The organism is Enterobacter sp. E20 (assembly GCF_000801755.2).
GTDB classification, from domain to species: Bacteria; Pseudomonadota; Gammaproteobacteria; order Enterobacterales; family Enterobacteriaceae; genus Enterobacter; species Enterobacter asburiae_B.
In genome coordinates, this window is record NZ_CP012999.1 from 3,381,910 (window position 1) to 3,407,445 (window position 25,536).

The window sequence follows — 25,536 nt, forward strand, 5'->3', positions numbered from 1 at the left end:
TTGCGTTGTGTGTTGTGTTGCAGGCTTCATCTTGCAGGTCTTATGCCACATTGCCGTCTGGTCAAAACTTCGACGTTAAATATGTTAATAAAACGTTGCGATATTGCCTTAATGGTGAAAGATAGCAGGTCTGCCGAACGAACCGGAAAGAGAAAAAGGGAAAAAACGAATTAAATGTCGAGGATATGATCGCCGTTGCATAATTGCCCTGAAACAGGGCAACGTCTCTTTTCATGCACTCTGTTTGTGCACAGATTCAGGCCCCTTGCCAGCGGGTGAAGAGATCTTCGGGCAGGTCGATGTCAAACTGATCCAGCACGCGGTTGACGGTCTGATTAATCACGTCGTCCAGCGAGGTCGGGCGATGATAAAACGCCGGAACCGGCGGCATGATGATGGCCCCAAGCTCGGCGGCCTGGGTCATTAAACGCAGATGGCCGAGATGCAGCGGCGTTTCCCGCACGCAGAGCACCAGAGGACGACGCTCCTTCAGCACCACATCCGCCGCGCGCGTCACCAGGGTGTCGGTATAGCTGTTCACAATGCCGGAGAGCGTTTTAATTGAACAGGGCAGGATAACCATGCCGGCCGTTTTAAACGAGCCTGAGGAGATGCTGGCGGCGATATCACGGGCATCGTGAACCACGTCCGCCAGTGCCTGAACATCGCGCAGGGAGAGATCGGTTTCCAGAGAGAGGGTCTGCCGCGCCGCCTGGCTCATCACCAGATGGGTCTCGACTTCCGCCACGTTACGCAGAACCTGTAACAGACGTACGCCGTAAATCGCGCCGCTGGCGCCGCTGAGCCCAACAATGAGTCGTTTCATGATTTTCGCCCTTACTGATTTCAGGGCAGACTGTGCAGGATTTTGCGGGGAGTTGCAAGTGAGGGCATTCGCCCTCACCTGCCGGAGCATCAACCTTCGTTGTGCATCTCTAAGCTTTCAAGATCGTTCTGCATCTGAACGGCTTTCGCATCGTCGTTGCGCAGCGAATCAAGATAGTCGAGATACTGCTGGTCAACGTCTTTGGTCACGTAAATACCGTTGAACACGGAACATTCAAACTGCTGGATTTCCGGGTTCTCGGCGCGCACCGCGTCGATGAGATCGTTTAGATCCTGGAAAATCAGGCCGTCGGCACCGATGATCTGGCGAATTTCATCCACTTCACGCCCGTGAGCGATCAGCTCGTTGGCGGTTGGCATATCGATGCCGTACACGTTCGGGAAGCGAATCTCCGGCGCAGCAGAGGCCAGGTAGACTTTCTTCGCACCCGCTTCGCGCGCCATCTCGATAATCTGCTCAGAGGTGGTGCCGCGAACGATGGAGTCATCCACCAGCAGAACGTTCTTGTCGCGGAATTCCGCGCGGTTGGCGTTCAGCTTGCGGCGCACGGACTTACGGCGCAGGTGCTGGCCCGGCATGATAAAGGTGCGGCCAACGTAGCGGTTCTTCACGAAGCCCTGACGGTATGGCTTGTCCAGGATGCGGGCGATCTCCAGCGCGATATCGCAGGAGGTTTCCGGAATAGGAATAACCACGTCGATGTCGAGATCGTCCCACTCGCGGGCAATCTTCTCGCCCAGCTTGGTGCCCATGTTGACGCGCGCGCTGTAGACGGAAATCTTGTCGATGAAGGAATCCGGGCGGGCGAAGTAAACGTATTCAAACAGGCACGGGTTGCTGACCGGGTTATCGGCACACTGGCGGGTAAACAGCTGGCCCTTCTCGGTGATATAGACCGCTTCGCCCGGCGCAACGTCACGCAGGAACTCAAAGCCCAGGGTATCCAGCGCCACGCTCTCAGAGGCAACCATATATTCGGTACGGCCATCGCCAAGGTCGCGCTTGCCGAGCACCAGGGGACGAATGCCGTTTGGATCGCGGAAGGCCACCATGCCGTGTCCGATAATCATCGCCACGCAGGCGTACGCGCCGCGGATCTGGCGGTTGGTCGCGGCAATCGCAGCAAAGATGTTGTCTGCTTCCAGCGGATAGTGACGGAAGTTATCCAGCTCGCTGGCGAACACATTGAGCAGGATTTCAGAATCAGAGGTGGTGTTAATGTGGCGACGTTTCTCTTCGAACAGCTTTTTACGCAGCTCATGCGCGTTGGTCAGGTTGCCGTTATGAGCAAGGGTGATGCCATACGGTGAGTTGACGTAGAAAGGCTGTGCCTCGGAGGCGCTGGAACTGCCAGCAGTAGGATAACGAACGTGACCGATCCCCATATTACCTTGCAGACGCTGCATATGGCGGGCTTCAAACACATCGTTTACCAGGCCATTCGCCTTGCGTAAACGGAAGCAGTTGTTTGCATCAATGGTGATGATACCCGCAGCATCCTGCCCACGGTGCTGAAGCACCGTTAACGCGTCATAAATCGACTGGTTTACCGGCATGAAACCGGCGATACCGACAATACCGCACATTCGTCTTTTCCTCGTTAAGCCACATCTCAGGGTTTATGCCCTGGGCAAAAAACTCGACGAGCTTTGCAGATAGTCAAAGAACCATCTGATGATGAAGCTGAACTCTGGAATGAGCTGCGATTTCTGCCAGTCTTCGCTTTTGGAGAACCCGGTGAAGGTATCCAGGAAGAACAGGATCGCGGCTACAATCAGCACGCCTCGTAACGCCCCGAAACAGATCCCGAGCACCCTGTCCGTTCCTGACAGACCGGTTTTCTCGACCAGCTGACCTATCACGTAATTCACGATAGCGCCGACAATCAGCGTTGCGATAAACAGCACCGCGATGGCAATTCCGTTTCGGACCAGTTCATCTTCAAAGCCCGTGAACCAGACAGACAGGTAAGTGTAGTAATGACTGGCAACAAAGAAAGCACAACCCCAGGTTACCAGCGATAACGCTTCACGAACAAAGCCACGGATCAGGCTAACCAGACAGGAAAAACCAATCACCGCAATGATGGCGTAATCAATCCAGACCATATGTGTCCCACGATTTAACGCCCTGTCATCCAGTTCGGGGCGAATTCTAACAGAAAAAGAAAACGTTTGCGTAGGGATTTCCTTCCCGCGCGTAAATAAAAAAGGCGCTGAAAAAATGTTCAACGCCACGGTCCATTTGACGTCTCTGTGGACGTCTGCTCCCCCTCACCCCGGCCCTCTCCCTCAAGGGAGAGGGAGCAAACCACTCCGAGGTTGGGTAAGATCTTATCAGTTCGCGCTGTAGCCCATCACCACGCCGCTCAGGCCGGAGATCTGCTTCAGCTCGCCGAGCGAACCTTTAAGCTTATCTTTGGACGCTTCTGGCCCCACGAGGATACGGGTAATTTTACCCTGCACCGGCGTGGAAGGTGAAGTGTAAACACGATATCCCGCACTGCGCAGTTTGCTCACGACCTCGTTAACTTTGTCGGCGTTTTTCAGCGCGCCGAGCTGCACAACGTACGCTTTTCCGGTCGGTGCCGCGTCTTGTTTTGCCGGCGGTGGGGTTTCTGATGCGGCAGCCAGCTGCTCTGCGGCTTTATCGCGCTGCGGTTTCGGCTGCGGCTTCTCAACCGGCTTCGGTTTTTCAACGGGTTTAGGCTGCTCTACCGGCACCGGATCGATATCGCTGCTGCTCGCTGCCGCCAGACGAGACGGATCGAGCGACGGGGCGGCGGCATCGCCTGCGCGCACCTCTTCCGCCGCGCCTTCCGGCGGCTGAGCAGGCAGCGCCTGCGTCGCCGCTGGCAGCATATCCGGCTCATCACGGTCACCCGGTTTCGGCACCAGCGGAATAGCGGCAAACTCGTCCTGATAATGCTTTTTCTGCCCGTCGAGCAGACCCGGGAGAATAATCACCCCGAGCGCGACCAGCACAATGGTTCCTGTTAAACGGTTCTGAAACTTACTCGCCACCGGTTCTCCCCGCGTCCATCACTTCCATGACATGTGCCACCGTGTGGAATGAACCACACACCAGCACGGTATCTTCTGGTTTAGCATCCGCCATCGCGGCATGCCAGGCCTGAGCCACGCTACTATAGATTGCGCCTTTGCCGAGATGTTCCATCAACTGCTCAGCCGTCGCGCCGCGCGGCCCCTCCAGAGGAGCACAATACCAGCTATCGACCACAGTCTCCATGCAGGCCAGCGTCCCGCCGATATCTTTATCATGAAGCATACCGATAACCGCCAGCACGCGCCCGGTTTTTGGTAACGATTTGAGACGTCCCGCGAGATACGCCGCCGCATGCGGGTTATGCGCCACGTCCAGAATCAGGCGCGGTGACTCGCTGACAATCTGGAAGCGCCCGGGCAGAATTGCGCTCTGAATGCCGTCGCGAATTGCCTGCTCGCTGACCGCTAATCCGCTGGCGCGCAGTGCCGCCAGCGCGGTGGCCGCGTTCGGCTGCGGCACCTGCGGCAGCGGCAGGTTATCCAGCGCGCCCTGGGCATCGCTGAAGCGCCAGCCGTTATCCTGAACCTCATACTGCCAGTCAACGCCGCGGCGCAGCAGACGCGCGCCCTTCTCATTTGCCACGTCAGCAATGGTGTGCGGCATGTCCGGCTCGCCGACCACGGCGGGTTTATTCGCCCGGAAAATACCGGCCTTCTCGCGGCCAATGCTTTCACGATCCGGTCCCAGCCAGTCGATATGGTCCAGCGCGATGCTGGTGACCACCGCCACGTCCGCACTCACCATATTGGTGGCATCAAGACGTCCGCCGAGGCCGACCTCAAGGATCACGACATCCAGCTGCGCCTGTTTGAACAGCCACAGCGCCGACAGGGTACCGTATTCAAAATAGGTTAATGAGATCTCACCGCGTGCGGCTTCAATTTCCGCGAACGACGCCGTATGCGCCGATTCCGGCAGCTCGCTGTTCTGCACGCGAACGCGCTCGGTGTAGCGGACCAGGTGTGGAGAGCTGTACACGCCAACTTTGTAACCTGCGGCCATCAGGACAGATTCCAGCGTGCGGCAGGTAGTGCCTTTACCGTTGGTGCCCGCGACGGTGAACACGAAAGGTGCCGGTTTGAGCACATCAAGACGCGCGGCGACCTGGCTTACGCGCTCAAGCCCCATATCGATGGTTTTACTGTGCAGGTTTTCCAGATAAGAAAGCCACGCGGCCAGGGGCGACGTGGCTTGGGGAATGCTTTTATTTTCCATAATGCCCGGTTGTCATTAACAGATTAGAAAGCAAAAGGGCAGCGCCAACCGGCCCTGCCCTTTTCAGTTATCAGGCCTCGGGTTCCTGATCCGGTACCACCACGCCTTCGCGCGGCTCATCCGGGTTCGGCGCTGGCAGATTCATCAGCTTCGCCAGAATGCTCGCCAGCTTCAGGCGCATTTCCGGACGGCGGACGATCATATCGATAGCGCCTTTCTCAATGAGGAACTCACTGCGCTGGAAGCCCGGCGGCAGTTTTTCACGAACGGTTTGCTCGATAACGCGAGGACCCGCAAAGCCGATCAGCGCTTTTGGCTCAGCGATGTTCAGGTCGCCCAGCATCGCGAAGCTCGCAGAGACGCCGCCCATGGTTGGGTCGGTCAGCACGGAGATGTACGGAAGACCGCGCTCCTGCATTTTCGCCAGCGCAGCAGAGGTTTTCGCCATCTGCATCAGCGACATCAGCGCTTCCTGCATACGTGCACCACCGGAGGCTGAGAAGCAGATCAGCGGACAGTTGTCTTCCAGCGCCTGCTCAACGGCACGCACGAAGCGCGCACCGACCACGGAGCCCATTGAGCCGCCCATAAAGGAGAACTCAAAGGCAGCGGCGACAACCGGCATCTCATGCAGGGTGCCTTTCATGACGATCAGCGCGTCTTTCTCGCCGGTCTCTTTCTGTGCAGAGGCCAGACGATCTTTATATTTTTTGGAATCGCGGAACTTCAGCACGTCTTTTGGCTCAAGTTCGCTACCCAGCTCTACCAGAGAGCCTTCGTCCAGCAGGCTATGCAGGCGGTTGCGCGCCGACATACGCATATGGTGGTCACACTTCGGACACACCTCAAGGTTGCGCTCCAGCTCTGCGCGATACAGAACCTGACCGCAGCTATCACACTTCGTCCATACCCCTTCAGGAATGCTCGCTTTGCGCGTTGGGGTAATGTTGCTTTTAATTCGTTCAATCCAGCTCATTGATAACCTTTCTGCCTGAACCTGGTCGTATGCCAGTTTTGCTATAAGAGGCGAATAATGCCATTTTTGCCTCCAACAGACCATGAATGTTGCACATTAAAACATAACAGCCCGAAACTTTGGATAAAAAAGTGGTCGAACCGCCAGCGTGCATTTACTTCGCTTGTTTTGCCGCCGCACGTTTGTGACGAATGATTTCGATAACGCCAGGCAGTACGGAAAGCACAATAATCGCTACAATCAGTAACTTAAGGTTTTCCTGCACCACCGGGAGATCGCCAAACAGATAGCCTGCGTAGGTAAACAGCAGTACCCACAGCAGCGCGCCAACCACGTTGTATGCCGCAAAATGACGATAGGACATATGCCCCATTCCCGCCACAAACGGTGCAAATGTGCGCACAATAGGCACAAAACGCGCAAGGATAATGGTTTTCCCGCCATGGCGTTCATAAAACGCATGGGTTTTATCTAAATAGCTGCGACGGAAAATTTTCGAATCAGGATTGCTGAAAAGCCGCTCACCGAACACCCGTCCAATCGTATAGTTGACCGCATCACCGACAATGGCGGCAATCACCATCAGCACAACCATAAGATGCACGTTCAGATCGTTAGTGGGTAACGCCGATAGCGCCCCGGCAACGAACAGCAGTGAATCCCCTGGCAGGAATGGGGTAACGACCAGACCGGTTTCACAAAACAGAATGAGGAACAGAATGGCGTAAACCCAGACGCCATACTGCGCGACCAGCTCTGCCAGGTGAACATCAATATGCAGAATGAAATCAATCAGAAAACGTATTACGTCCATATTGTCTAAGCCCTAATTGCACCTTTGTTTAGTCCGCTAAAAACAGCGGGCCCATTGGCGGTTTCGGCAGGTCAAATCGATCCGGATAGTCTACTGAGACCAGATACAATCCTTCCGCTTTCGCCGTGGCTGCCGCAAGCGTTCTGTCCTTCGCTGCCAGCAGGTCTGCAATCCAGCTCTCCGGCTGGTGTCCGGCACCCACTTCCATCAGGCTGCCCACAATATTCCTAACCATATGATGTACAAAGGCATTGGCTTTAATATCCACCACCACATACGCGCCAAAACGGCTGACGTTTATGTGCATGACGTTGCGCCACGGCGTGCGGGACTGACACTGCACCGCACGAAACGACGTAAAGTCATTTTCACCAATCAGACACTGCGCCGCGCGATGCATACGTTCCGCATCAAGCGGTTCATAAAAATGCGTCACGCCCTGGCTTAACACCGCCGGACGCAGGCGCTGGTTGTAGATGACATAACGGTAGCGACGCGCCGTGGCGCTGAAGCGCGCGTGAAAATCATCCGGCACAGCTTTTACCCAACGCACCGCAATGTCACCAGGCAAATTCGCATTTACACCCAGCGTCCAGGCGGCATCCTTACGCACGGCGGTGGTTTCAAAGTGCACCACCTGCCCCGTGCCGTGAACTCCCGCGTCCGTACGTCCCGCGCACAGGACGTTAATCGGCTCGTTTGCCACCTGAGAGAGCGCTTTCTCCAGCTTCTCCTGGACGCTGCGCACCTCGTTCTGACGCTGCCAGCCATAATATTTACTGCCGTCGTACTCAATTCCGAGCGCAATTCTATGGACCGGCTTTTGTTCCACGTCTGACATCAGTACAGGTACTCCTGCACCAGTTTTTCAGCGATTTTGACCGCCATCAGCGCGCCGCCGAAGCGAACGTTATCGGCAACGGACCAGAACTGAACCTGTTCCGGCATGCCGTAATCGTTACGCACGCAGCCAACGGAAAGATGCGCGCTGCCGGTGGCATCGCCAACCTGGGTCGGGAACTCGCTCTCTTCGGAGAGCACGATGTCTTCACCGCGGCCAAACGCGTCGCGCGCCTCTTCTGCCGCCAGCGGACGCAGGGCTTCAAAGCCAACCATCTGCGCGTGGCCGTAGAAGACCGGAGACTGCACGACGTTCGCGGAAATCATCAGGCCATCGTCCTGCAGAATTTTACGCACTTCATCGACGATACGGCGCTCTTCGCGCACGGAGCCCTCGCGGTCCGGCAGCAGCGGCAGCATGTTGAACGCCAGCTGGCGCCCAAAGAAATCGTCTTCGTCAATCGGGATACCGTTCAGCAGCTTCGCGCTCTGCCCGGCCAGCGCGTCAACGGCCTTTTTGCCGTTCGCGGACGCGGACAGCAGGCTGGTGACGGTAATGCGCGACAGGCCACCGTCGTCGATCAGCGGTTTCAGGGCGGTCAGCAGCTGGCTGGTGAGGCTGTTCGGGACCGCAATGACGTTACGGTTGCGGTAGTCAGCCAGCACAAACGGGTTCACGTCCGGCACCACCAGCGGCACATCCGGCTCCATTGAGAACAGACCGCTCAGGTCGATCACCAGGCAGCCTGCGTTAGTCGCCTCTTCAACGTACGCAGCCGTCGCTTCAGCGCCCGCGGCGAAAAACGCCAGCTGCGCCTGCGTCCAGTCGAACGCGGCCGCGTCCTGGACCATGACGGATTTACCGTTAAAACGCAGATGCTCACCTGCGCTGTCGGTACGGGCCAGCGCATAGATATCGCCCACCGGGAACTGACGCTCAGCAAGGGTTTCGAGCAGGGCTTCGCCCACGGCACCCGTGGCACCTAAAATGGCAATGTTCCAGCCTTCAGACATGGTGGTTTACTCCAGAAATAAAAAAGCGTCCCTGTCGGAGTATCCGACAGGGAGCATTAAGAAGACATTAATGCGCCGGGTGATGAACGGCGTTAAATCCCAGCTTATGCAGCAGCGTCGCCGACGGGGCGTCGTCGCATATTACATACAGGGAAGACCACTCGCGGCGCTCAACGTAGTTCTTGCGCAGCTTATCAAATTCACCCGGGATCCCCGCCACTTTACGCAGCAGCGCATCATCGCGGCGCACATCATACACCAAATGCACCAGCCTTTTCAGCGTTGCCTGATCGAGCGGACCGTGCAGGGTAATGCGGCCAAATTCAGGCGCGGGGAGTAAGGTATCCAGCGCCACCTGCTGCGGATGGCCGATAAAAGCGCTGTAGGCTTCGAAGACCTGCGTCGTGCCGCGCGCTTTCCCCTCGAGGGTATAACCGGCGATATGCGCCGTGCCCACGTCTACCTTGTTAAGCAGCTCAACGTTGAGATCCGGCTCCGGCTCCCAGACGTCCAGCACCACGCTGAGGTCTTGTCCTTCGTTCAGGCATGTCAGCAGCGCGGCGTTATCTACCACCGGACCACGGCAGGCATTTATCAGAATAGTGCCAGCCTTCAGACGACGGATCAGCGCCTCGTCAGCAAGATGCAGCGACTTATACGGCCCCTCTTTAAACAGCGGCGTGTGGAACGTCAGCACGTCACACTGTTCAACCAGCTCATCCAGCGAGCGGAAATCCTCGTCATCGCCGTTATCTTTACGCGGCGGATCGCACAGCAGCGTGCGGATCCCTAACGCTTCAAGGCGCTTTTGCAGGCGCCCGCCGACGTTACCCACGCCGACAATCCCCACGGTGCGGTCCTTCAGCGCAAACCCGTCGCGCTCGGCCAGCATCAGCAGGGAGGAGAAAACGTATTCCACAACGGCAATGGCGTTACAGCCCGGCGCGGCGGAAAAACCGATTCCGGCCTGCTTCAGCCATTTATCATCCACATGATCGGTCCCTGCCGTTGCGGTTCCGACAAACTTAATCGCTTTACCGGCGAGCAACGCCTCATTTACTTTAGTCACCGAGCGCACCATCAGCGCGTCTGCGTCATCCAGTTCGTTGACCGGGATCGGGCGACCAGGGACAGCCTTAACGTTACCCAGGCGGCTAAACAGCTCACGGGCGTAAGGCATATTTTCATCAACGAGGATTTTCACGTCTGAGTACCTGTTTGAGAGGAAGAAAACCTGCCAAGTGTGCCATAATCTCGCCGCCAGGCATATATGTATGCCTGGTTTACGCTGAGTTTTGACTTTAAGGATTTTTGACGATGCAGCCCATTTCAGGTACGCCGCCACGCCCTCCGGGTGAAGGCCCCGTCACGCCAAACGTTGCCGGTGAACAACCGCTATCCACGCAACAGCGCACCGTGCTGGAGCGACTGATCACGCGCCTGATTGCGCTGACTTCACAGCAAAACGCGGAAGTCTGGGCCGGGGTAAAGCATGATTTAGGCGTGAGGAACGACGCACCGCTGCAGTCGCGCCATTTCCCTGCTGCCGAGCAAAACCTGAACCAGCGTATCAATACCGCGCAGCAGAACCACACCACGCGCCAGATTGTTGCTCAGCTGACGGAGCTGCTGGGTCAGGGCAATAACCGGCAGGCGGTGAGCGATTTTATTCGCCAGCAGTATGGTCAGACCGCGCTGGGCCAGCTGACGCCCGACCAGCTCAAAACCGTGCTGACCCTGCTGCAGAACAACGAGCTGTCTATTCCGCAGCCTCAGGTGCGCCCGGCGACCGAGCGTCCGCTGCTGCCAGCCGAGCACAACACGCTCAAGCAGATGGTGACGAAGCTGGCTGCGGCCACCGGCGAACCGACGAAGCTTATCTGGCAATCCATGCTGGAGCTGTCCGGCGTGAAGGCGGGTGAGTTAATACCGGCCAAACAGTTTACGCATCTGGTGACCTGGCTCCAGGCGCGCCAGACGCTCAGCACCCAGAATGCCCCTACCCTGCATACCGTCCAGGCGGCACTGAAGCAGCCGCTTGAGCCGCACGAGTTTGAAGTCATCCGGGATTACGCCCAGCAAAACTGGCAGGCCACGCCGCAAACGGTTCTGACCACCGCGCAGGTGCAGGATCTGCTCAATCAAATCTTCGTTCGCCGCGCCGAGCGCGAAGGCGGCGTGCCGGAGGTGAGAAACATTCAGCCGATCTACAGCCCGCTGTTTGCGCCGGTCGTCGAGACGTTCAGAACGCTCTCTGCGCGTCCGGGGTTGATGTTTATTGCGCTACTGATTGCGCTGGCGATTTTCTGGCTGGTTGCCTGATATTTTGCCCGGTGGCGCTGCGCTTACCGGGCCTAAAGCGGCTCGAACCGTAGGCCGGGTAAGGCACAGCCGCCACCCGGCAATAACGGCTCAAGTCCTGCGAAACGCCACCAGCGTCACCACGATCCCCACCACTGCGGAAACCGCACCGGCCAGAAAGACGGACGGATAACCAAACGAGGTGGCTAACACCCCGGCCAGCGGTCCGGTTACCCCGTATGAGATATCCTGAAAGGCCGCATAGCCGCCCAGCGCCGTACCGCGCACCTGCGGGGCCACGCGCTTCACCACTTCAACGCCCAGCGCCGGGAAGATCAGTGAACAGCCGCAGCCGGTCAGCGCCGCGCCAAGCAGCGCAACGGATGCAACGGGTGCATTCCACAGCAGCAGCAGACCGATGGTTTCAATCACCAGCGACGCCACCGCCACCTTCACGCCGCCAAAGCGATCCGGCATCCAGCCGAAAAGCACGCGCATCAGCACAAACGCGCCGCCAAACGCGGTGAGCGTAAAACCGGCCATCGCCCAGCCGCGGCTCATAAAATAGAGCGAGACGAAGGTACCAATCACCGCAAAACCCACGCCCTGCAGCGCCAGGCCAAGACCCGGCTGCCAGATTTGGCCGACCACGCTCCACAGGGAAGGACGCTCGCCTTTGTGCGCGGGCACCTTACGCACCGAGCCGTTAAACGCCCACGCCAGCAGGGGTAAAACCATGGTGGTGGCAGCCAGCGCCGCAAATCCAAACTGGCTATTGATCAGCAGCCCAAGCGGTGCGCCTGCGGCCAGCGCGCCATAGATGGCCATACCGTTCCAGGACATCACCTTGCCGGAGCGTGCCGGCCCCACCAGACCCATTCCCCAGGTCAGGGTGCCGGTCAGCAGCTGGCTTTCACCAAAGCCCAGGATTAAGCGGCCCAGCACCAGCAGCGCAAACTTATACGCGGCGTCTACCGGCAGGAGAGAAGCCAGCAGCCATGCGCCGCCCGCCAGCCCACAGGCAAACATCCCCTGTAGCGCCGAGCGTTTTGCACCGTGCTGATCCGCCAGCCGTCCGGCGTAACCGCGGGTCAATACCGTGGCTAAAAACTGAATGCCCACGGCAATGCCGACCATGGTGTTGCCATAGCCCAGCTCCTGATGAACGAACAGCGGGATCACCGGCAGCGGCAGGCCGACGGTCATATAGGTTAGAAATACCGCGAAAGCGATACGGAACAGCGAGACGTTCGCTGAAGGGGTTGTTTCTGTTTGAGTTACTGCAGTCATGCTTTACTCCGAAATGAAGAGTAAGGCGGGGAAATGCCACGCCCCCTCTACCTGATTATCAGGATTAAGGTGCGTTGGTTGACGTTAAACGCTTACGCATTATCGTGAGGATAATGTTGAGGGGTGAAGTTTGCCTGTGAGATCAGCCGCTTGTCAATGCATAAAAAAGGGAGCCTTATGGCTCCCTTCCGGAATCAAACGTAAAACTTATGCTTTCAGCTTACGCATAACCAGCGTGGCGTTGGTGCCACCGAAGCCGAAGCTGTTTGACATGACGGTGGTCAGCGTCGCTTCCGTTGGTTTGGTCACGATGTTCAGGCCAGCAGCCTGCTCGTCCATCTCATCGATGTTGATGCTTGGCGCGATAAAGCCGTTTTCCAGCATCAGCAGAGAGTAGATCGCTTCCTGCACGCCAGCCGCCCCCAGAGAGTGACCGGTCATGGCTTTGGTCGCGGAGATTGCCGGGCTGTTGTCGCCGAAGACTTCACGGATCGCACCCAGCTCTTTCACGTCGCCTACCGGAGTAGAGGTACCGTGGGAGTTCAGGTAGTCGATTGGGGTGTCAACGCCGTGCATCGCCATCTTCATGCAGCGCACAGCGCCTTCGCCGGATGGCGCAACCATGTCGGCGCCGTCAGACGTTGCACCGTAGCCCACGATTTCAGCGTAGATGTGCGCGCCACGTGCCAGGGCATGCTCCAGCTCTTCAACCACAACCATACCGCCGCCGCCAGCGATAACGAAACCGTCACGGTGCGCATCATAGGTACGGGAGGCTTTATCCGGGGTTTCATTGTACTTGGTGGACAGTGCGCCCATCGCGTCGAATTCACAGGCCATTTCCCAGCCCAGCTCTTCGCCGCCGCCAGCAAATACGATGTCCTGTTTACCCAGCTGGATCTGCTCAACAGCATTACCGATGCAGTGCGCGGAAGTCGCACACGCGGAGCTGATGGAGTAGTTCACACCGTGGATTTTGAATGGGGTCGCCAGGCACGCGGAAACCGCAGAACCCATAGCTTTGGTGACCACGTACGGACCTACAGCTTTCAGACCACGCGGGCTACGCATTGCGTCAGCGCCGAATACCTGCGCTTTTGATGAGCCGCCGGAACCGGCGATCAGACCCACGCGCGGGTTGTTCTGATAAACCTCTTCACTCAGGCCGGAATCTTTGATCGCTTCCTGCATGGAGAGATAAGCATAAATAGAGGCATCGTTCATGAAACGAACCACTTTGCGGTCAATCAAACCGGTGGTGTCCAGTTTGACGTTACCCCATACGTGGCTACGCATACCTGAATCTTTAAACTCTTCAGAGAAAGTGATCCCGGAGCGTCCTTCACGCAGAGATGCCAGGACTTCCTGCTGGTTATTACCGATGCTGGAAACAATGCCCAGGCCAGTAATCACTGCACGTTTCATTCAATACCTCTGTAAGTCGCACTATAGTAAGTTTCGAGTCGCACAATAGCGTACACTTGTACGCCGAACAAGTCCGATCAGACATTTTCTGCGGAAATTTGCACCGATGGACTCACATCGTTAAGATCGTGCCACTGCCTGTCAGACGAGTAACTTACGTGAAACAAAACGCTATACAACCCGCCAACCTCGAATTCAACGCTGAGGGTACACCTGTTTCCCGAGATTTTGATGACGTCTATTTTTCTAATGATAACGGACTCGAAGAAACTCGCTATGTTTTCCTCGACGGAAACCAGCTCAGCACCCGCTTCCCGGAGCATCCGCGGAGCCAGTTTGTTGTAGCGGAAAGCGGATTCGGTACCGGGCTCAATTTTCTGACCCTCTGGCAGGCGTTTGACCAGTTTCACGCTGCCCACCCTGAGGCTACGCTACAAAGATTACATTTCATCAGTTTCGAAAAATTCCCGCTCACCGCGCACGATCTGCGGCTCGCTCATCAGCGCTGGCCAGAGCTTGCAGCCTGGGCGGAGCAGCTTCAGGCGCAGTGGCCACCCCACATTGGCGGCTGCCACCGTCTGATTCTGGACGGCGGACGCGTGACGCTGGATTTATGGCTTGGCGATATCAATGACCTGACCGATACGCTCGATGATTCGATGAATCAGACGGTGGATGCGTGGTTCCTTGACGGCTTTGCCCCCGCCAAAAACCCGGACATGTGGAGCCAGCATCTGTTTAGCGCGATGGCGCGGCTGGCGCGCCCGGGCGCAACGCTTGCCACCTTCACCTCGGCAGGCTTTGTCCGCCGCGGGCTGCAGGAGGCGGGCTTTACCATGCAGAAAACCAAAGGTTTTGGCCGCAAGCGCGACATGCTGGTCGGCAGAATGGAGCAGACGCTGGACATCCCCGCAAGTGCCCCCTGGTTTGCACGCGGCGCCAGCGCATCCCGTGAGGTGGCGATAGTCGGCGGGGGGATCGCCAGCGCTCTGCTGTCTCTCGCGCTTCTCCACCGCGGCTGGCAGGTCACGCTCTACTGTGCCGACGACGCGCCAGCAAGCGGGGCATCCGGCAACCGTCAGGGTGCGCTCTATCCGCTTTTAAGCGCGCACGACCCGGCCCTGTTCCGGTTTTTCCCGGCGGCGTTTACCTTCGCTCGTCGCCTGTACGACGCCCTGCCGGTGGCGTTCGAGCATGACTGGTGCGGCGTGACGCAGCTCGGCTGGGATGAAAAGAGCCAGCAAAAAATCACGCAGATGCTGTCGCTGGGTCTGCCTGACGAGATTGCCCGTGCGGTAAGTGCGCAAGAGGTGGCAGACACCGCTGGCGTGGAAACCGGGTGTGGGGGCATTCAGTATCCGCTCGGCGGCTGGCTGTGCCCGGCTGAACTGACCGCGGCGGTCATTGCCCTGGCGCAGTCGCGCGGGCTGACGGCGCATTATGCTCACAAAGTTGAATCGTTGAGCCGGACAGAACGCTGGAATCTGCGTTTTGCTGATGGCAAAGAGGCGAGCCATGCCAGCGTTGTGCTGGCAAACGGACATAACATCAGCCAGTTTATCCAGACAGAGACGTTGCCGGTTTATCCGGTCGGCGGCCAGGTAAGCCATATTCCTTCCGCGCCCGAACTGAGCAAACTGCGTCAGGTGCTGTGCTATGACGGCTATCTGACGCCGCAAAATCCGTCTAACGGCCACCACTGCATCGGGGCCAGCTATCATCGTGGCGAAACGGATATGCGATACAGCGACGCGGATCAGGCCCAGAACCGCCAGCGCCTGATTGACTGTTTCCCGGATGCGGCGTGGGCGAGAGAGGTTGACGTCAGCGAGGGTGACGCGCGCTGCGGCGTGCGCTGCGCCACCCGCGATCATCTGCCGATGGCGGGAAATGTGCCGGACTACGACGCGACGCTTGAGGCCTATCAGGATCTTGCTGATAACCGGGATAACGCGGTAAGCGCGCCGGTTTATCCGGAGCTGTTTATGCTGGGTGGATTAGGATCTCGCGGGCTCTGTTCCGCACCGCTACTGGCAGAAGTGTTAGCCGCACAAATGAGCGGCGAGCCGATGCCGCTGGACAGGGTTACGCTTGCAGGGCTGAATCCGAATCGATTGTGGGTACGGAAACTGCTGAAGGGGAAGAAGGTCAAGTAGGGTGCGGTCTGGTGCCCTCACCCTAACCCTCTCCCACAGGGAGAGGGGATATTCACAGGCCCGGTAAGCGCAGCGCCACCGGGTGAAATACGATGACTTAGCGTTTAGCCTGCTGGAACAAAGTGTCCCACATGCCTAACACCAGAGACTGGTCGCGCGGCGAGAGCTCCCCGGCCAGAATGGCTTTTTCCAGGCTGCGAGTGACTTCAGCGTGAACGGCGTCGGCAGAGTGATCGTCCCCCGCTTCCAGCTCGGCTACCGCGAGCGTCAGGTGACCACGCAGATAACCGCTGGCGAACAGCTCATCATCACTGGCGTGTTCCACCATGTCATCAATTAACGCCAGAATGCGTGATTCAAATTCTGCGATCATCTTCTTTCCTCTGTTAAAGATCTTCCGGCCAAGGGAAGCATTCCGCCGTGATAACCGGCGTGTGGTAATAATTCTGTAAGGCCTCGATCAGGCGTGCCGGACGTTCCGGGATGCCTTTCTCAAGATATTCCATCACCTGCGCGTGAACGCGGCGCTGGAAGACGATACGGTCTGGCTCGAAGTCGCCTTCGAGGTTGTCACAGCTGACGTTGAACGGGAAACCCGCCGCGACGCAGAATAGCCATTCCAGCGCCTGCGGCTTCACTTCCACATCTTCAAACTGGCCCTGAGTGGCGGCATCACGTCCGTCCGGGCAGTACCAGTAACCGAAGTCCACCAGCTCGCGCCGCGCTTTACCCGCAATGCACCAGTGCGAAATCTCGTGCAAGCCGCTGGCATAAAAGCCGTGGGCAAAGACGATGCGGTTATACGGAACCTCCGCATCAGCAGGAAGATAGATCGGTTCGTCGTCGCCTTTAATCAGACGGGTATTAAAATCGTCGGCAAAACAGCCGTCGAAAATCTCAATCAGCTGTTCGTATCTATGCGTACTGTTCATTAGTGCATCCCCAACCAGGTGAGGATCTCCTGTCCATGGCTGTCATAAAGAAGTTTGGCGCTCATTACGGCCGAGACGATGACGATCATCGGGCGAATAAGTTTTTGTCCTTTGCTTAATACCAGACGCGAGCCCGCGCGCGCGCCCAGGAACTGCCCTGCCATCATCACAAATCCGGTTGCCCAGATAACCTTGCCGCCGATGATAAACAGCAGCAGGCCGCCGACGTTTGAGGTCGCGTTGAGCACTTTGGCATGGGCGGTGGATTTGGCGAGGTTAAACCCGGCCAGCGTCACGAACGCCAGCGCATAAAATGAACCCGCCCCCGGCCCGAAGAAACCGTCGTAAAAACCCACGCTGCCCCCGGCAATCAGGGCAAACGGCAGGCCGTACAGGCGACGCTGGCGGTCTTCTTCACCGAGCTTTGGCATCAGCAGGAAGTAAAGCCCGATGCAGATGACCAGAATCGGCAGGATCTGGCGCAAAATATCGGACTGCACGTGCTGAACCAGCAGCGCGCCCGACGTGGAGCCGATAAAGGTCATCAGGATATTGAGCTTCTGATCGGCAAGGCTCACCACCTTGCGGCGGATAAAATAGAGCGACGCCGAGAGCGAACCGCCGCAGGCCTGCAGCTTGTTGGTGGCAAGCGCCTGCGCCGGGCTCATGCCCGCCGCCAGCAGCGCGGGCACGGTTAACAACCCGCCGCCGCCCGCGAGCGCGTCGATAAAACCGGCCAGCATGGCCACAAAGAACAGCACCACCAGCAGCAGCGGCGACACCATAAACAGATCGACGAAATTATCCATTAAAGTACATGCTCATCCAGTAGCGCCTGGCAGGAAGGCGGCAACGGAGGCGGTGTCTTCTTCTCAGGCTTAGAGGTTCCAGGTTTTGCCGGCTCAAACCAGCTTTGCAGTTCCGCACCGCAGCCATCGCCTGGCGGAGGTAGCGGCTGATCTTCACATTCCAGGCTATTCGCTGGGCAGCGCAGACGAACGTGCATATGCGCACGATGCTGGAACCACGGGCGCACTTTGCGCAGCCAGTCGCGATCGGTTCCGGCGTCCAGGCAGAGCTGCTGCTTGATTGCCGGGTTGACGAAAATACGCGTGACGTCGTTATCTTCCGCGGCCAGCTTGATCATGCTGGATACGTCCCGCGTCCACAGGGACGGCACAACGCGCTTACCGTCGCTCGCCACCAGATCCAGCGCCTGCGGTTTCAGCAGCTGGGCGGAGGTCCAGCGCGTTTTCGGCAGCTGCAGGAAGATATCGACATCCAGTCCGGTCTGGTGGCTGGCGTGTCCACCGTTAAAGCGACCGCCGGCAGGCATCCCCATATCGCCAATCAGCATCGTGCCCAGCCCAAGGTTATGCACCTGGTTTCCCAGACGCTGGATGAACAGCACCAGATCCGGGTGGCCGAAATAACGTCGCTGATCGGTGCGCATCACCTGATAGGTATCAGACTGGAGAGGAAGCTCCTGGGCACCGACGATACAGCCGTTGGAAAAGGCGCCAATGGACTGCGCGCTCCCCGCCACCGGGTGGGTGATTTTTTGCCATGGCGTCGCGGCCAGACTGGCTCCACTGGCAAGCAGCGCCAGCAGAGCAATTGCGTTTTTTTTCATGTTTACCAGCGTGGAATGGTGGTCGTCACATCCGCATTCTGCGCGCGCTGGCGCAGGAAGTGATCCATCAGCACGATCGCCAGCATCGCTTCTGCGATCGGCACCGCGCGGATCCCCACGCACGGATCGTGACGTCCTTTGGTGATCATCTCAACTTCTTCGCCATCGCGGTTAATCGTGTGGCCCGGCACGGTGATGCTGGAAGTTGGCTTCAGCGCGATGTTGGCAACAATCTGCTGCCCGCTGCTGATACCGCCCAGGATGCCGCCCGCATGGTTGCTCTGGAAGCCCGCTTTCGTAATCTCATCGCGGTTCTGGCTGCCGCGAAGCTGAACCACGTCAAAGCCGTCGCCAATCTCAACGCCCTTCACTGCGTTGATGCTCATCAGCGCATGGGCAATGTCGGCGTCGAGACGGTCGAATACCGGCTCGCCCCAGCCAGCCGGGACACCGTCAGCTACCACGGTCACTTTCGCGCCAATGGAGTCGCCCTCTTTTTTCAGGCCACGCATCAGTTCGTCCAGCGCCTCAAGCTTGTCGGCATCGGCGCAGAAGAACGGGTTTTGTTCAACCTGATCCCAGTCTTTGATCGCCAGCGGAATGTCGCCCATCTGGGTCAGACAGCCGCGGATAGCGATGCCAAATTTCTGCTGCAGGTATTTCTTAGCAATCGCCCCTGCCGCCACGCGCATCGCGGTTTCACGCGCGGAAGAACGTCCGCCGCCGCGATAGTCGCGGAAGCCGTATTTTTGTTCGTAGGTGTAGTCGGCGTGGCCCGGACGGAAGACGTCTTTAATGGCGCCGTAGTCCTGGGAGCGCTGATCGGTGTTTTCGATCAGCAGGCCAATGCTGGTCCCGGTAGTGCGCCCTTCAAAGACGCCGGAGAGAATTTTGACCTGGTCCGGCTCGCGACGCTGCGTGGTGTAGCGAGAGGTGCCCGGGCGACGACGGTCGAGGTCGTGCTGTAATTCGGCTTCGGTCAGTTCGATGCCTGGCGGTACGCCATCAACGATACAGCCCAGCGCCAGCCCGTGTGATTCCCCAAAGGTGGTCACGCGGAATACCTGTCCAATACTGTTTCCTGCCATCACGGCTCCGATGTTGTAGTTTGTGTTTGAGCGATGTGAAACGGGCCGAAGCCCGCTGGATTAATCTTTATAGATGCTGAAGTATTCGCGCGCGTCGAGCAGCTGCGCTTTGGTCAGCATAAAGACGCCGTCACCACCGTTGTCGAACTCAAGCCAGGTGAACGGCACATCCGGGTACTGCTCTATCAGATGTACCATGCTGTTGCCCACTTCACAAATCAGAACGCCGTCGTCGGTCAGGTAATCCGGCGCGCAGGCCAGAATGCGGCGGGTCAGCTTCAGGCCATCAGAGCCTGACGCCAGACCCAGCTCCGGCTCGTGACGGTATTCGTTCGGCAGATCGGACATGTCTTCCGCATCGACGTACGGCGGGTTTGTGACGATCAGATCGTACTGCAGCGTCGGCAGATCGCGGAACAGGTCAGAGCGAATTGGCGTAACGTGATGGATGAGCCCATGCTCTTCGATGTTGTGCTCGGTCACGGCCAGCGCGTCGGTGGAGATATCTACCGCGTCCACTTCCGCTTCCGGGAAGGCGTACGCGCAGGCGATGGCGATGCAGCCGCTGCCGGTACACATATCGAGAATGTGCTGCGGCTGATGGCCAATCAGGCCGTCAAAGTGGTTGTTGATCAGCTCGCCAATCGGCGAGCGCGGCACCAGCACGCGTTCATCAACATAGAACTCGTGGCCGCAGAACCAGGCTTTGTTGGTCAGGTAGGCGACCGGAATGCGCTCGTTCACGCGGCGGATCACGCGCTCAACGATGCGGTGTTTTTCGCTGGAAGTCAGGCGCGCGGTGCGCATGTCTTCCGGAATATCCAGCGGCAGGTAGAGAGACGGCAGCACCAGCTGCACGGCTTCATCCCACGGGTTATCGGTACCGTGACCGTACCAGATATTAGCGGCGCTGAAGCGGCTAACCGACCAGCGCAACATGTCCTGTATGGTATGCAGCTCGTTTACTGCTTCATCGACAAATATTTTATCCACTCTTTCCTCCAGGGCATGCTCGCATAATTTTCGGCGGCTAGTTTGCCATGAAGACGGCGATAAATCAGCAATGACGCGTCTCGCTTGAGGTTAAAAAATGCATTTAGTCGGGTACACTGTCGGAAATACGAGATGAGAATGACGAATGAAAAAGAAAACATCGCTCAGCGAGGAGGATCAGGCGCTCTTCCGTCAGCTGATGACCGGGACGCGTAAAATCACGCAGGACACCATCGTCCATCGCCCGCTGCGTAAAAAAATCAGCGAAGTACCGGTCAAGCGTCTTCTGCAGGAGCAGGCCGATAACAGCCACTATTTTTCAGATGAATTTCAGCCGCTGCTCAACACGCAAGGGGCTGTGAAGTACGTACGCGAAGACGTCAGCCATTTTGAGCTGAAAAAATTACGCCGCGGGGATTATTCGCCGGAGCTGTTTCTCGATCTGCACGGTTTAACGCAGATGCAGGCGAAACAAGAGCTGGGGGCGTTGATCGCCGCCTGTCGCCGTGAACATGTTTTTTGCGCCTGCGTGATGCACGGCCACGGTAAACATATCCTCAAGCAACAAACGCCGCTGTGGCTGGCTCAGCACCCACACGTAATGGCTTTTCATCAGGCACCGAAAGAGTACGGCGGAGATGCCGCGTTGCTGGTGTTGATTGAAGTGGAAGAGTGGCAGCCGCCAGAGTTGCCCTGACAGAATGGCGGGAAGCACATTGCGCCCCGCCATATCGCACGTCACGTCAGATAGCTTTTGCCATCTTCAGGTTGCACGGACTCATTTGCCAGTTGAAGACACCTTTGCCCGTTTCGTCGAGAGAAACATTGGCAATGGCGGATGTCGTGAACATCGGCGGGGTCTCGCCCGGGCACAGCTCAGAAACCAGATAGCCAACCAGTGGCAGGTGGGAAATGACCAGCGCGGAAGCGACACCTTCATTGCACAGCGCCTGAAGATAAGCGCTGACAAGGCCTACATCGCCACACGGGGTGAGTTCAGGCAGAACATCCACACTGGTCGGCAGGTTCATACACTCCCCTACCACATCCAGCGTCTGTTCTGCACGCAGGAACGGACTCACCAGAACGCGTTCGATGTTCACTTTTTGACCGTTAAGCCAGGTCGCCATCAGACGAGATTCGTCGCAGCCACAGACGGTCAAAGGACGTACTGAGTCACTGGCGGCATCGAGTGCCGCGTCGCCGTGACGCATGATAAAAACTTGCATATTGCACCGCTTTTGTTAACCAGAATCACCGGCGTTAACTACCCGCGATAAATGCTAAGAGGTAGAAAACCCGATGGCCGGGCATTGTGCCTGATCCATTCGGTGAATGAAACGCTGTTTTTTACCTCAATGGCGTAAGTATAGTCAATCTCTGTTTACAAAATCGCCAGAACAGGTCCATTCACTTCAGGATTTACCCTTCTTTGACCTCAGCTTACGAGGACAGTTTCCCTTGCAGGCCAAAATGTCTGGCCGCGTTCCGCCATCTGCAATAATTGGTCACACGGTGTAAACCGTGGACCATATTGCGAAGCCAGACGTTGCAGGATAGCAACCACTTCACCCGCGCCGAGCGTATCCATGTAACGGAACGGGCCGCCAAGGAACGGCGGGAAACCAATGCCAAATACCGCGCCGATGTCGCCATCGCGTGCACTCTTGATCACCTGCTCATCAAAGCAGCGCGCCGCTTCATTGAGCATCATCATCACGCAGCGCTCAGCGCACTGAACGGCGGACAGTTTTCCCTGACCTGTGGTCGAAATGAGTCCATATACCGAAGGGTCGACCTGTTTCCTGCTTTTACGCCCTTTCGCGCCGTAAAGATAGAAACCGCGTTCATTTTTTCTGCCTTTGCGATCGTCCTTCAAAATCGCAGAAACAATGTTTGCAGGTGGGCTAAAACGATCGCCATATGCAGCTTCCAGCACTGGTATAATTTTAGTGCCGGTGTCTATTCCCACCTCATCCAAAAGTTGGATTGGGCCAACGGGGAAACCAAACTTTACCAGCGCCTCGTCGACGTGCTCAATCTTCTCCCCTTCCGTCAGCAACCGCATTGCTTCATTAATGTAAGGAGCCAGAATGCGGTTGACGTAGAAGCCAGCTTTGTCCGCTACCACAATCGGGGTTTTGCCCTGTTTTTTCGCCAGCTTCACCACGGTGGCAACAGTTTGCGGACTGGTAGTCGCGTGCGGAATAACTTCCACCAGCGGCATTTTTTCGACCGGGCTAAAGAAATGCAGCCCAATCACCTGCTCCGGGCGCGCGGCTTTCCCTGCGATATCGCCAATCGGTAATGACGACGTATTGGAGGCAAAAATGGTATGCGGGGCGCAATGTTGCTCAACGTCTGCCACCATCTGCTGCTTAAGCGCCAGATCTTCAAACACGGCTTCAATCACCAGATCGCGGTGCGCAAAACCGCTGTAATCCGTCGTACCGGAGATCATCGCCAGGGTTTTGTCGCGCTCGCTTGCCTTGATATGGCGGCGCTTGACCTTTTGATCAAGGTTCTGCCAGCTGTACTGTAGCGCGTGATTGATCCCCTTAGGATTAATGTCTTTGATTCGTACAGGCAATTTGCCTTTGCTGGCGGTAACAAAAGAGATTCCGCCACCCATGAGCCCCCCACCCAGTACGCCAATCGCACGCAGCGGCGCAGGCTGCGCCTCGCTGCCCGGATCTTTTTTCACGTCCGTGCTGGCGAAGAAGATGCTGCGCAGCGCCTGCGACTGCGGCGTCATCGCCAGTTCGCCAAAGGCTTTGGCCTCCGCGGCATAGCCGCTGCTGCTTCCCTGCGACAGCCCGGTCTCGATCACTTCGAGGATCCGCTTTGCCGCCGGGTAATTGCCTTTGGTTTTTTGTTCGGTCTTTTTGCCCACCATGTTGAACAGGAGCGTTCTTCCCAGCGGGCCGGCCAGCACGCGCTCACGTACCGGCAGAGGACGTTTTGCCTGACGCCCTTTCAGCGCAAGCTCAACGGCGGCTTCCAGCAAAATGGACTGCGGCACGACGTCATCGACCAGACCGGCTTTCATCGCTTGACGGGCACGCAGCTGTTTACCGGTTAAGATCATCTCCAGCGCCGTGCTTACGCCCACCAGGCGCGGCAGTCGTTGCGTTCCGCCGGAGCCAGGCAGCAGGCCCAGCTGCACTTCCGGCAGACCCAGAATCGTTTTCGCATCGTCGGTGCAAATCCGGCTGTGACAGGCCAGCGCCAGCTCAAGCCCACCACCCAGGCAGGCACCGTGGATCGCGGCAATGACCGGGATCGGCAGACCGTTGATCTCCGCCATGACCTGCTGGCCCTGACGCGCCAGCTCTTCGGCTTCCAGAGCGCTTTGCGCCCGGGCGATCATGTTGATATCCGCGCCGGCGATAAAGTTATCCGGCTTGGCAGAGATAAAGACCAGACCACGAATCGCTTTGTTGTCGCGGATCTGCTTTAGCATCGCGCGCACCTGAACACCAAATTCGGCCTTCAGGGTATTCATCTTTTCATCAGGCACATCGATCGTGATAACGGCCACGTTATCGAGGCGAACCGTCAGATTAAATGCAGATGGCATATCCATTATTCAGCCTCCAGAACCATTGCTGCGCCAAGGCCACCCGCCGCACAGGCGGTAACGAGGCCAAACCCGCCGCCACGGCGACGGAGTTCATGTAATGTTTGCGTGATCATCCTCGCCCCTGTGGCGGCAAATGGATGACCGTAGGCGATAGAGCCGCCCAGCACGTTGAATTTACTCTGATCCACTTCGCCCGTGGCATGGGCGCGGCCCAGCACATCGCGCGCGAAACGCTCGCTTGCCAGCAGCTGTACGTTTGCCAGGGTTTGCGCGGCAAACGCTTCGTGCATATCAATCAGGGTTAAATCAGCCAGCGTCAGCCCCGCGCGCTCCAGCGCCAGCGGCGTGGACCACGCCGGACCTAACAGCATGTCCTGCCAGACATCAATGGCGGTGAAGGCATAGCTGCGTAAATAGCCCAGGGGAGTGATGCCCAGCTCCTTCGCGCGGGATTCGGTCATCAGGATCACGGCGGCGGCGCCATCCGTCAGCGGCGTACTGTTCGCCGCCGTCACCGAGCCGTGTTTGCGGTCAAACGCCGGGCGCAGTTTGGCGTAATCCGCCAGCGTTGAGGTGCCGCGAATATTGTTATCTTCCACAAGCGGTTCACGGTAGGGGGGAATATAGGCGGTCATGACCTCGTCGGTTAGCTTGCCTTCCGACCAGGCTTTTGCCGCAAGCTGATGCGAGCGATGCGCCAGGGCATCCTGTTGTTCACGCGTAATGCCGTACGTTTTTGCCATCTGCTCGGCGGTATCGCCCATGCGCAGGCCGGTGGAGTATTCCGCGACGGCAGGTGGTACAGGCATGAGGTCGCGCAGGCGTAAACGCGAGAAGAGTTTGAGTTTCTGACCCGTCGTGCGGGCTTTATTGGCATCCACCAGGATGCGAGCCAGCTTTTTACTGACCCCAATTGGCAGCACCGAAGAGGAGTCCGCTCCACCCGCAATCCCGGCGCGAATAGTGCCCGCCATCAGGCTTTCAGCGACGTTAGCCACAGCCTGGAAGCTGGTTGCGCAGGCGCGGCTGACGCTGTAGGCATCGGTATGCACGTTCATCCCGGTACCGAGGACGATTTCACGCGCAATATTGGGGGCTTCAGGCATCTGCACGACCTGACCGAATACCAGCTGTTCGATGACCTCAGGCGGAATTTCGCTGCGAGCCAGCATCTCCCCCACTACCATTTTCCCCAGGTCGACGGCCGGTATGCCATGAAACGCCGTTGCCTGACGCGCAAATGGCGTGCGCAATCCACTGACTATGGCAATGCGATCGCCCTGACGGGTAATAAGCGGTAATGCCTGACTCATAACACTCCCCTGTAAAAAATTTTCGCAAACATAAAGTGGTCTGACCTGAT

The 25,536-nt window shown here is 57.7% G+C and carries 24 protein-coding genes; 3 read left to right on the plus strand and 21 right to left on the minus strand.

All coding sequences use genetic code 11. From position 1 onward, the window contains the following. Positions 1 to 256: 256 nt before the first annotated feature. From NI40_RS15730 to pdxB, 10 genes are all read right to left on the minus strand, one after another. On the minus strand, positions 257 to 826 hold the full coding sequence (locus tag NI40_RS15730) for a UbiX family flavin prenyltransferase (protein WP_029740194.1): 570 nt from the start codon (positions 824 to 826) through the stop codon (positions 257 to 259). Between the two features lie 89 nt (positions 827 to 915). Beyond that, a complete protein-coding gene (gene purF / locus NI40_RS15735; RefSeq protein ID WP_024908947.1) occupies positions 916 to 2,433 on the minus strand; it encodes an amidophosphoribosyltransferase in 1,518 nt (505 codons plus the stop codon). A gap of 33 nt (positions 2,434 to 2,466) precedes the next feature. Continuing rightward, a complete protein-coding gene (cvpA, locus tag NI40_RS15740; protein ID WP_000262116.1) occupies positions 2,467 to 2,955 on the minus strand; it encodes a colicin V production protein in 489 nt (162 codons plus the stop codon). 228 nt (positions 2,956 to 3,183) lie between these two features. Beyond that, entirely contained in the window at positions 3,184 to 3,870 is a 687-nt protein-coding gene (dedD, locus tag NI40_RS15745; protein ID WP_039263233.1) for a cell division protein DedD, read from the minus strand. Continuing rightward, complete coding sequence (gene folC, locus NI40_RS15750; protein WP_039263234.1) at positions 3,860 to 5,128, minus strand: bifunctional tetrahydrofolate synthase/dihydrofolate synthase; 1,269 nt, start codon at positions 5,126 to 5,128, stop codon at positions 3,860 to 3,862. The genes dedD and folC overlap by 11 nt, the downstream gene beginning before the upstream one ends. A gap of 70 nt (positions 5,129 to 5,198) precedes the next feature. Next, a complete protein-coding gene (gene accD / locus NI40_RS15755) occupies positions 5,199 to 6,104 on the minus strand; it encodes an acetyl-CoA carboxylase, carboxyltransferase subunit beta (RefSeq protein ID WP_003861408.1) in 906 nt (301 codons plus the stop codon). 154 nt (positions 6,105 to 6,258) lie between these two features. Then, positions 6,259 to 6,918 carry a DedA family protein gene (locus NI40_RS15760; RefSeq protein ID WP_039263236.1) on the minus strand — a complete coding sequence of 220 codons (660 nt, stop codon included), beginning with the start codon at positions 6,916 to 6,918 and terminating at the stop codon, positions 6,259 to 6,261. A 28-nt stretch (positions 6,919 to 6,946) separates the two neighbouring features. Continuing rightward, a complete protein-coding gene (gene truA, locus NI40_RS15765; RefSeq protein WP_023312566.1) occupies positions 6,947 to 7,759 on the minus strand; it encodes a tRNA pseudouridine(38-40) synthase TruA in 813 nt (270 codons plus the stop codon). Beyond that, complete coding sequence (locus NI40_RS15770; RefSeq protein WP_039263237.1) at positions 7,759 to 8,772, minus strand: aspartate-semialdehyde dehydrogenase; 1,014 nt, start codon at positions 8,770 to 8,772, stop codon at positions 7,759 to 7,761. The genes truA and NI40_RS15770 overlap by 1 nt, the downstream gene beginning before the upstream one ends. Before the next feature lie 67 nt (positions 8,773 to 8,839). Further along, positions 8,840 to 9,976: a 4-phosphoerythronate dehydrogenase PdxB gene (gene pdxB / locus NI40_RS15775; RefSeq protein ID WP_039263238.1), complete on the minus strand. Its 1,137-nt coding sequence runs from the start codon at positions 9,974 to 9,976 to the stop codon at positions 8,840 to 8,842. A 113-nt stretch (positions 9,977 to 10,089) separates the two neighbouring features. On the opposite strand from pdxB, the gene flk reads away from it, so the two are divergent. Beyond that, positions 10,090 to 11,094 carry a flagella biosynthesis regulator Flk gene (flk, locus tag NI40_RS15780; protein ID WP_029740201.1) on the plus strand — a complete coding sequence of 335 codons (1,005 nt, stop codon included), beginning with the start codon at positions 10,090 to 10,092 and terminating at the stop codon, positions 11,092 to 11,094. 90 nt (positions 11,095 to 11,184) lie between these two features. On the opposite strand, the gene NI40_RS15785 is transcribed toward flk, so the two are convergent. Both NI40_RS15785 and fabB read right to left on the minus strand, forming a co-directional pair. Then, the gene (locus NI40_RS15785) at positions 11,185 to 12,363 is read right to left on the minus strand and encodes an MFS transporter (RefSeq protein WP_039263239.1); all 1,179 of its coding nucleotides are present in this window, start codon (positions 12,361 to 12,363) and stop codon (positions 11,185 to 11,187) included. 207 nt (positions 12,364 to 12,570) lie between these two features. Next, positions 12,571 to 13,788: a beta-ketoacyl-ACP synthase I gene (gene fabB / locus NI40_RS15790; RefSeq protein ID WP_023336433.1), complete on the minus strand. Its 1,218-nt coding sequence runs from the start codon at positions 13,786 to 13,788 to the stop codon at positions 12,571 to 12,573. Positions 13,789 to 13,946: 158 nt separating this feature from the next. On the opposite strand from fabB, the gene mnmC reads away from it, so the two are divergent. Continuing rightward, the gene (gene mnmC, locus NI40_RS15795) at positions 13,947 to 15,944 is read left to right on the plus strand and encodes a bifunctional tRNA (5-methylaminomethyl-2-thiouridine)(34)-methyltransferase MnmD/FAD-dependent 5-carboxymethylaminomethyl-2-thiouridine(34) oxidoreductase MnmC (protein ID WP_039263240.1); all 1,998 of its coding nucleotides are present in this window, start codon (positions 13,947 to 13,949) and stop codon (positions 15,942 to 15,944) included. A 97-nt stretch (positions 15,945 to 16,041) separates the two neighbouring features. On the opposite strand, the gene NI40_RS15800 is transcribed toward mnmC, so the two are convergent. From NI40_RS15800 to prmB, 6 genes are read right to left on the minus strand one after another with little or no spacing between them, the layout of a single operon-like run. After that, positions 16,042 to 16,317: a YfcL family protein gene (locus NI40_RS15800; protein ID WP_033146100.1), complete on the minus strand. Its 276-nt coding sequence runs from the start codon at positions 16,315 to 16,317 to the stop codon at positions 16,042 to 16,044. A gap of 13 nt (positions 16,318 to 16,330) precedes the next feature. After that, a complete protein-coding gene (locus NI40_RS15805; RefSeq protein ID WP_039263241.1) occupies positions 16,331 to 16,876 on the minus strand; it encodes an elongation factor P hydroxylase in 546 nt (181 codons plus the stop codon). Then, positions 16,876 to 17,685, minus strand: coding sequence for a sulfite exporter TauE/SafE family protein (locus NI40_RS15810; protein WP_038417370.1), 810 nt, complete (start codon positions 17,683 to 17,685; stop codon positions 16,876 to 16,878). Before NI40_RS15810 ends, NI40_RS15805 begins: the two co-directional genes overlap by 1 nt. Then, entirely contained in the window at positions 17,685 to 18,509 is an 825-nt protein-coding gene (mepA, locus tag NI40_RS15815) for a penicillin-insensitive murein endopeptidase (RefSeq protein ID WP_039263242.1), read from the minus strand. The genes NI40_RS15810 and mepA overlap by 1 nt, the downstream gene beginning before the upstream one ends. 2 nt (positions 18,510 to 18,511) lie before the next feature. Further along, positions 18,512 to 19,597: a chorismate synthase gene (aroC, locus tag NI40_RS15820; RefSeq protein ID WP_039263243.1), complete on the minus strand. Its 1,086-nt coding sequence runs from the start codon at positions 19,595 to 19,597 to the stop codon at positions 18,512 to 18,514. Between the two features lie 60 nt (positions 19,598 to 19,657). Beyond that, positions 19,658 to 20,590 carry a 50S ribosomal protein L3 N(5)-glutamine methyltransferase gene (gene prmB / locus NI40_RS15825; RefSeq protein WP_039263244.1) on the minus strand — a complete coding sequence of 311 codons (933 nt, stop codon included), beginning with the start codon at positions 20,588 to 20,590 and terminating at the stop codon, positions 19,658 to 19,660. Between the two features lie 145 nt (positions 20,591 to 20,735). Here prmB and smrB point away from each other — a divergent pair, with 145 nt between their 5' ends. Then, positions 20,736 to 21,287 (plus strand): endonuclease SmrB, encoded by a 552-nt coding sequence (gene smrB, locus NI40_RS15830; RefSeq protein WP_033146105.1) that lies wholly within the window; start codon positions 20,736 to 20,738, stop codon positions 21,285 to 21,287. A 46-nt stretch (positions 21,288 to 21,333) separates the two neighbouring features. Here the strand turns inward: smrB and sixA are convergent, their stop codons facing one another. From sixA to fadI, 3 genes are all read right to left on the minus strand, one after another. Then, positions 21,334 to 21,819 (minus strand): phosphohistidine phosphatase SixA, encoded by a 486-nt coding sequence (gene sixA, locus NI40_RS15835; RefSeq protein WP_039263245.1) that lies wholly within the window; start codon positions 21,817 to 21,819, stop codon positions 21,334 to 21,336. A gap of 209 nt (positions 21,820 to 22,028) precedes the next feature. Continuing rightward, positions 22,029 to 24,176, minus strand: coding sequence for a fatty acid oxidation complex subunit alpha FadJ (gene fadJ, locus NI40_RS15840; RefSeq protein WP_039263247.1), 2,148 nt, complete (start codon positions 24,174 to 24,176; stop codon positions 22,029 to 22,031). Next, the gene (fadI, locus tag NI40_RS15845) at positions 24,176 to 25,486 is read right to left on the minus strand and encodes an acetyl-CoA C-acyltransferase FadI (protein ID WP_033146108.1); all 1,311 of its coding nucleotides are present in this window, start codon (positions 25,484 to 25,486) and stop codon (positions 24,176 to 24,178) included. The genes fadJ and fadI overlap by 1 nt, the downstream gene beginning before the upstream one ends. Positions 25,487 to 25,536 lie beyond the last annotated feature (50 nt).

Bases quoted from the DNA above. Each gene is read 5' to 3' on its own strand.
- cvpA (WP_000262116.1), bottom strand. From the start codon at position 2,955: ATGGTCTGGATTGATTACGCCATCATTGCGGTGATTGGTTTTTCCTGT.
- NI40_RS15760 (WP_039263236.1), bottom strand. From the start codon at position 6,918: ATGGACGTAATACGTTTTCTGATTGATTTCATTCTGCATATTGATGTT.
- sixA (WP_039263245.1), bottom strand. From the start codon at position 21,819: ATGCAAGTTTTTATCATGCGTCACGGCGACGCGGCACTCGATGCCGCC.
- fabB (WP_023336433.1), bottom strand. From the start codon at position 13,788: ATGAAACGTGCAGTGATTACTGGCCTGGGCATTGTTTCCAGCATCGGT.
- purF (WP_024908947.1), bottom strand. From the start codon at position 2,433: ATGTGCGGTATTGTCGGTATCGCCGGTTTCATGCCGGTAAACCAGTCG.
- folC (WP_039263234.1), bottom strand. From the start codon at position 5,128: ATGGAAAATAAAAGCATTCCCCAAGCCACGTCGCCCCTGGCCGCGTGG.
- NI40_RS15770 (WP_039263237.1), bottom strand. From the start codon at position 8,772: ATGTCTGAAGGCTGGAACATTGCCATTTTAGGTGCCACGGGTGCCGTG.
- NI40_RS15800 (WP_033146100.1), bottom strand. From the start codon at position 16,317: ATGATCGCAGAATTTGAATCACGCATTCTGGCGTTAATTGATGACATG.
- fadJ (WP_039263247.1), bottom strand. From the start codon at position 24,176: ATGGATATGCCATCTGCATTTAATCTGACGGTTCGCCTCGATAACGTG.
- NI40_RS15730 (WP_029740194.1), bottom strand. From the start codon at position 826: ATGAAACGACTCATTGTTGGGCTCAGCGGCGCCAGCGGCGCGATTTAC.
- accD (WP_003861408.1), bottom strand. From the start codon at position 6,104: ATGAGCTGGATTGAACGAATTAAAAGCAACATTACCCCAACGCGCAAA.
- NI40_RS15810 (WP_038417370.1), bottom strand. From the start codon at position 17,685: ATGGATAATTTCGTCGATCTGTTTATGGTGTCGCCGCTGCTGCTGGTG.
- flk (WP_029740201.1), top strand. From the start codon at position 10,090: ATGCAGCCCATTTCAGGTACGCCGCCACGCCCTCCGGGTGAAGGCCCC.
- fadI (WP_033146108.1), bottom strand. From the start codon at position 25,486: ATGAGTCAGGCATTACCGCTTATTACCCGTCAGGGCGATCGCATTGCC.
- truA (WP_023312566.1), bottom strand. From the start codon at position 7,759: ATGTCAGACGTGGAACAAAAGCCGGTCCATAGAATTGCGCTCGGAATT.
- NI40_RS15785 (WP_039263239.1), bottom strand. From the start codon at position 12,363: ATGACTGCAGTAACTCAAACAGAAACAACCCCTTCAGCGAACGTCTCG.
- aroC (WP_039263243.1), bottom strand. From the start codon at position 19,597: ATGGCAGGAAACAGTATTGGACAGGTATTCCGCGTGACCACCTTTGGG.
- mepA (WP_039263242.1), bottom strand. From the start codon at position 18,509: ATGAAAAAAAACGCAATTGCTCTGCTGGCGCTGCTTGCCAGTGGAGCC.
- smrB (WP_033146105.1), top strand. From the start codon at position 20,736: ATGAAAAAGAAAACATCGCTCAGCGAGGAGGATCAGGCGCTCTTCCGT.
- NI40_RS15805 (WP_039263241.1), bottom strand. From the start codon at position 16,876: ATGAACAGTACGCATAGATACGAACAGCTGATTGAGATTTTCGACGGC.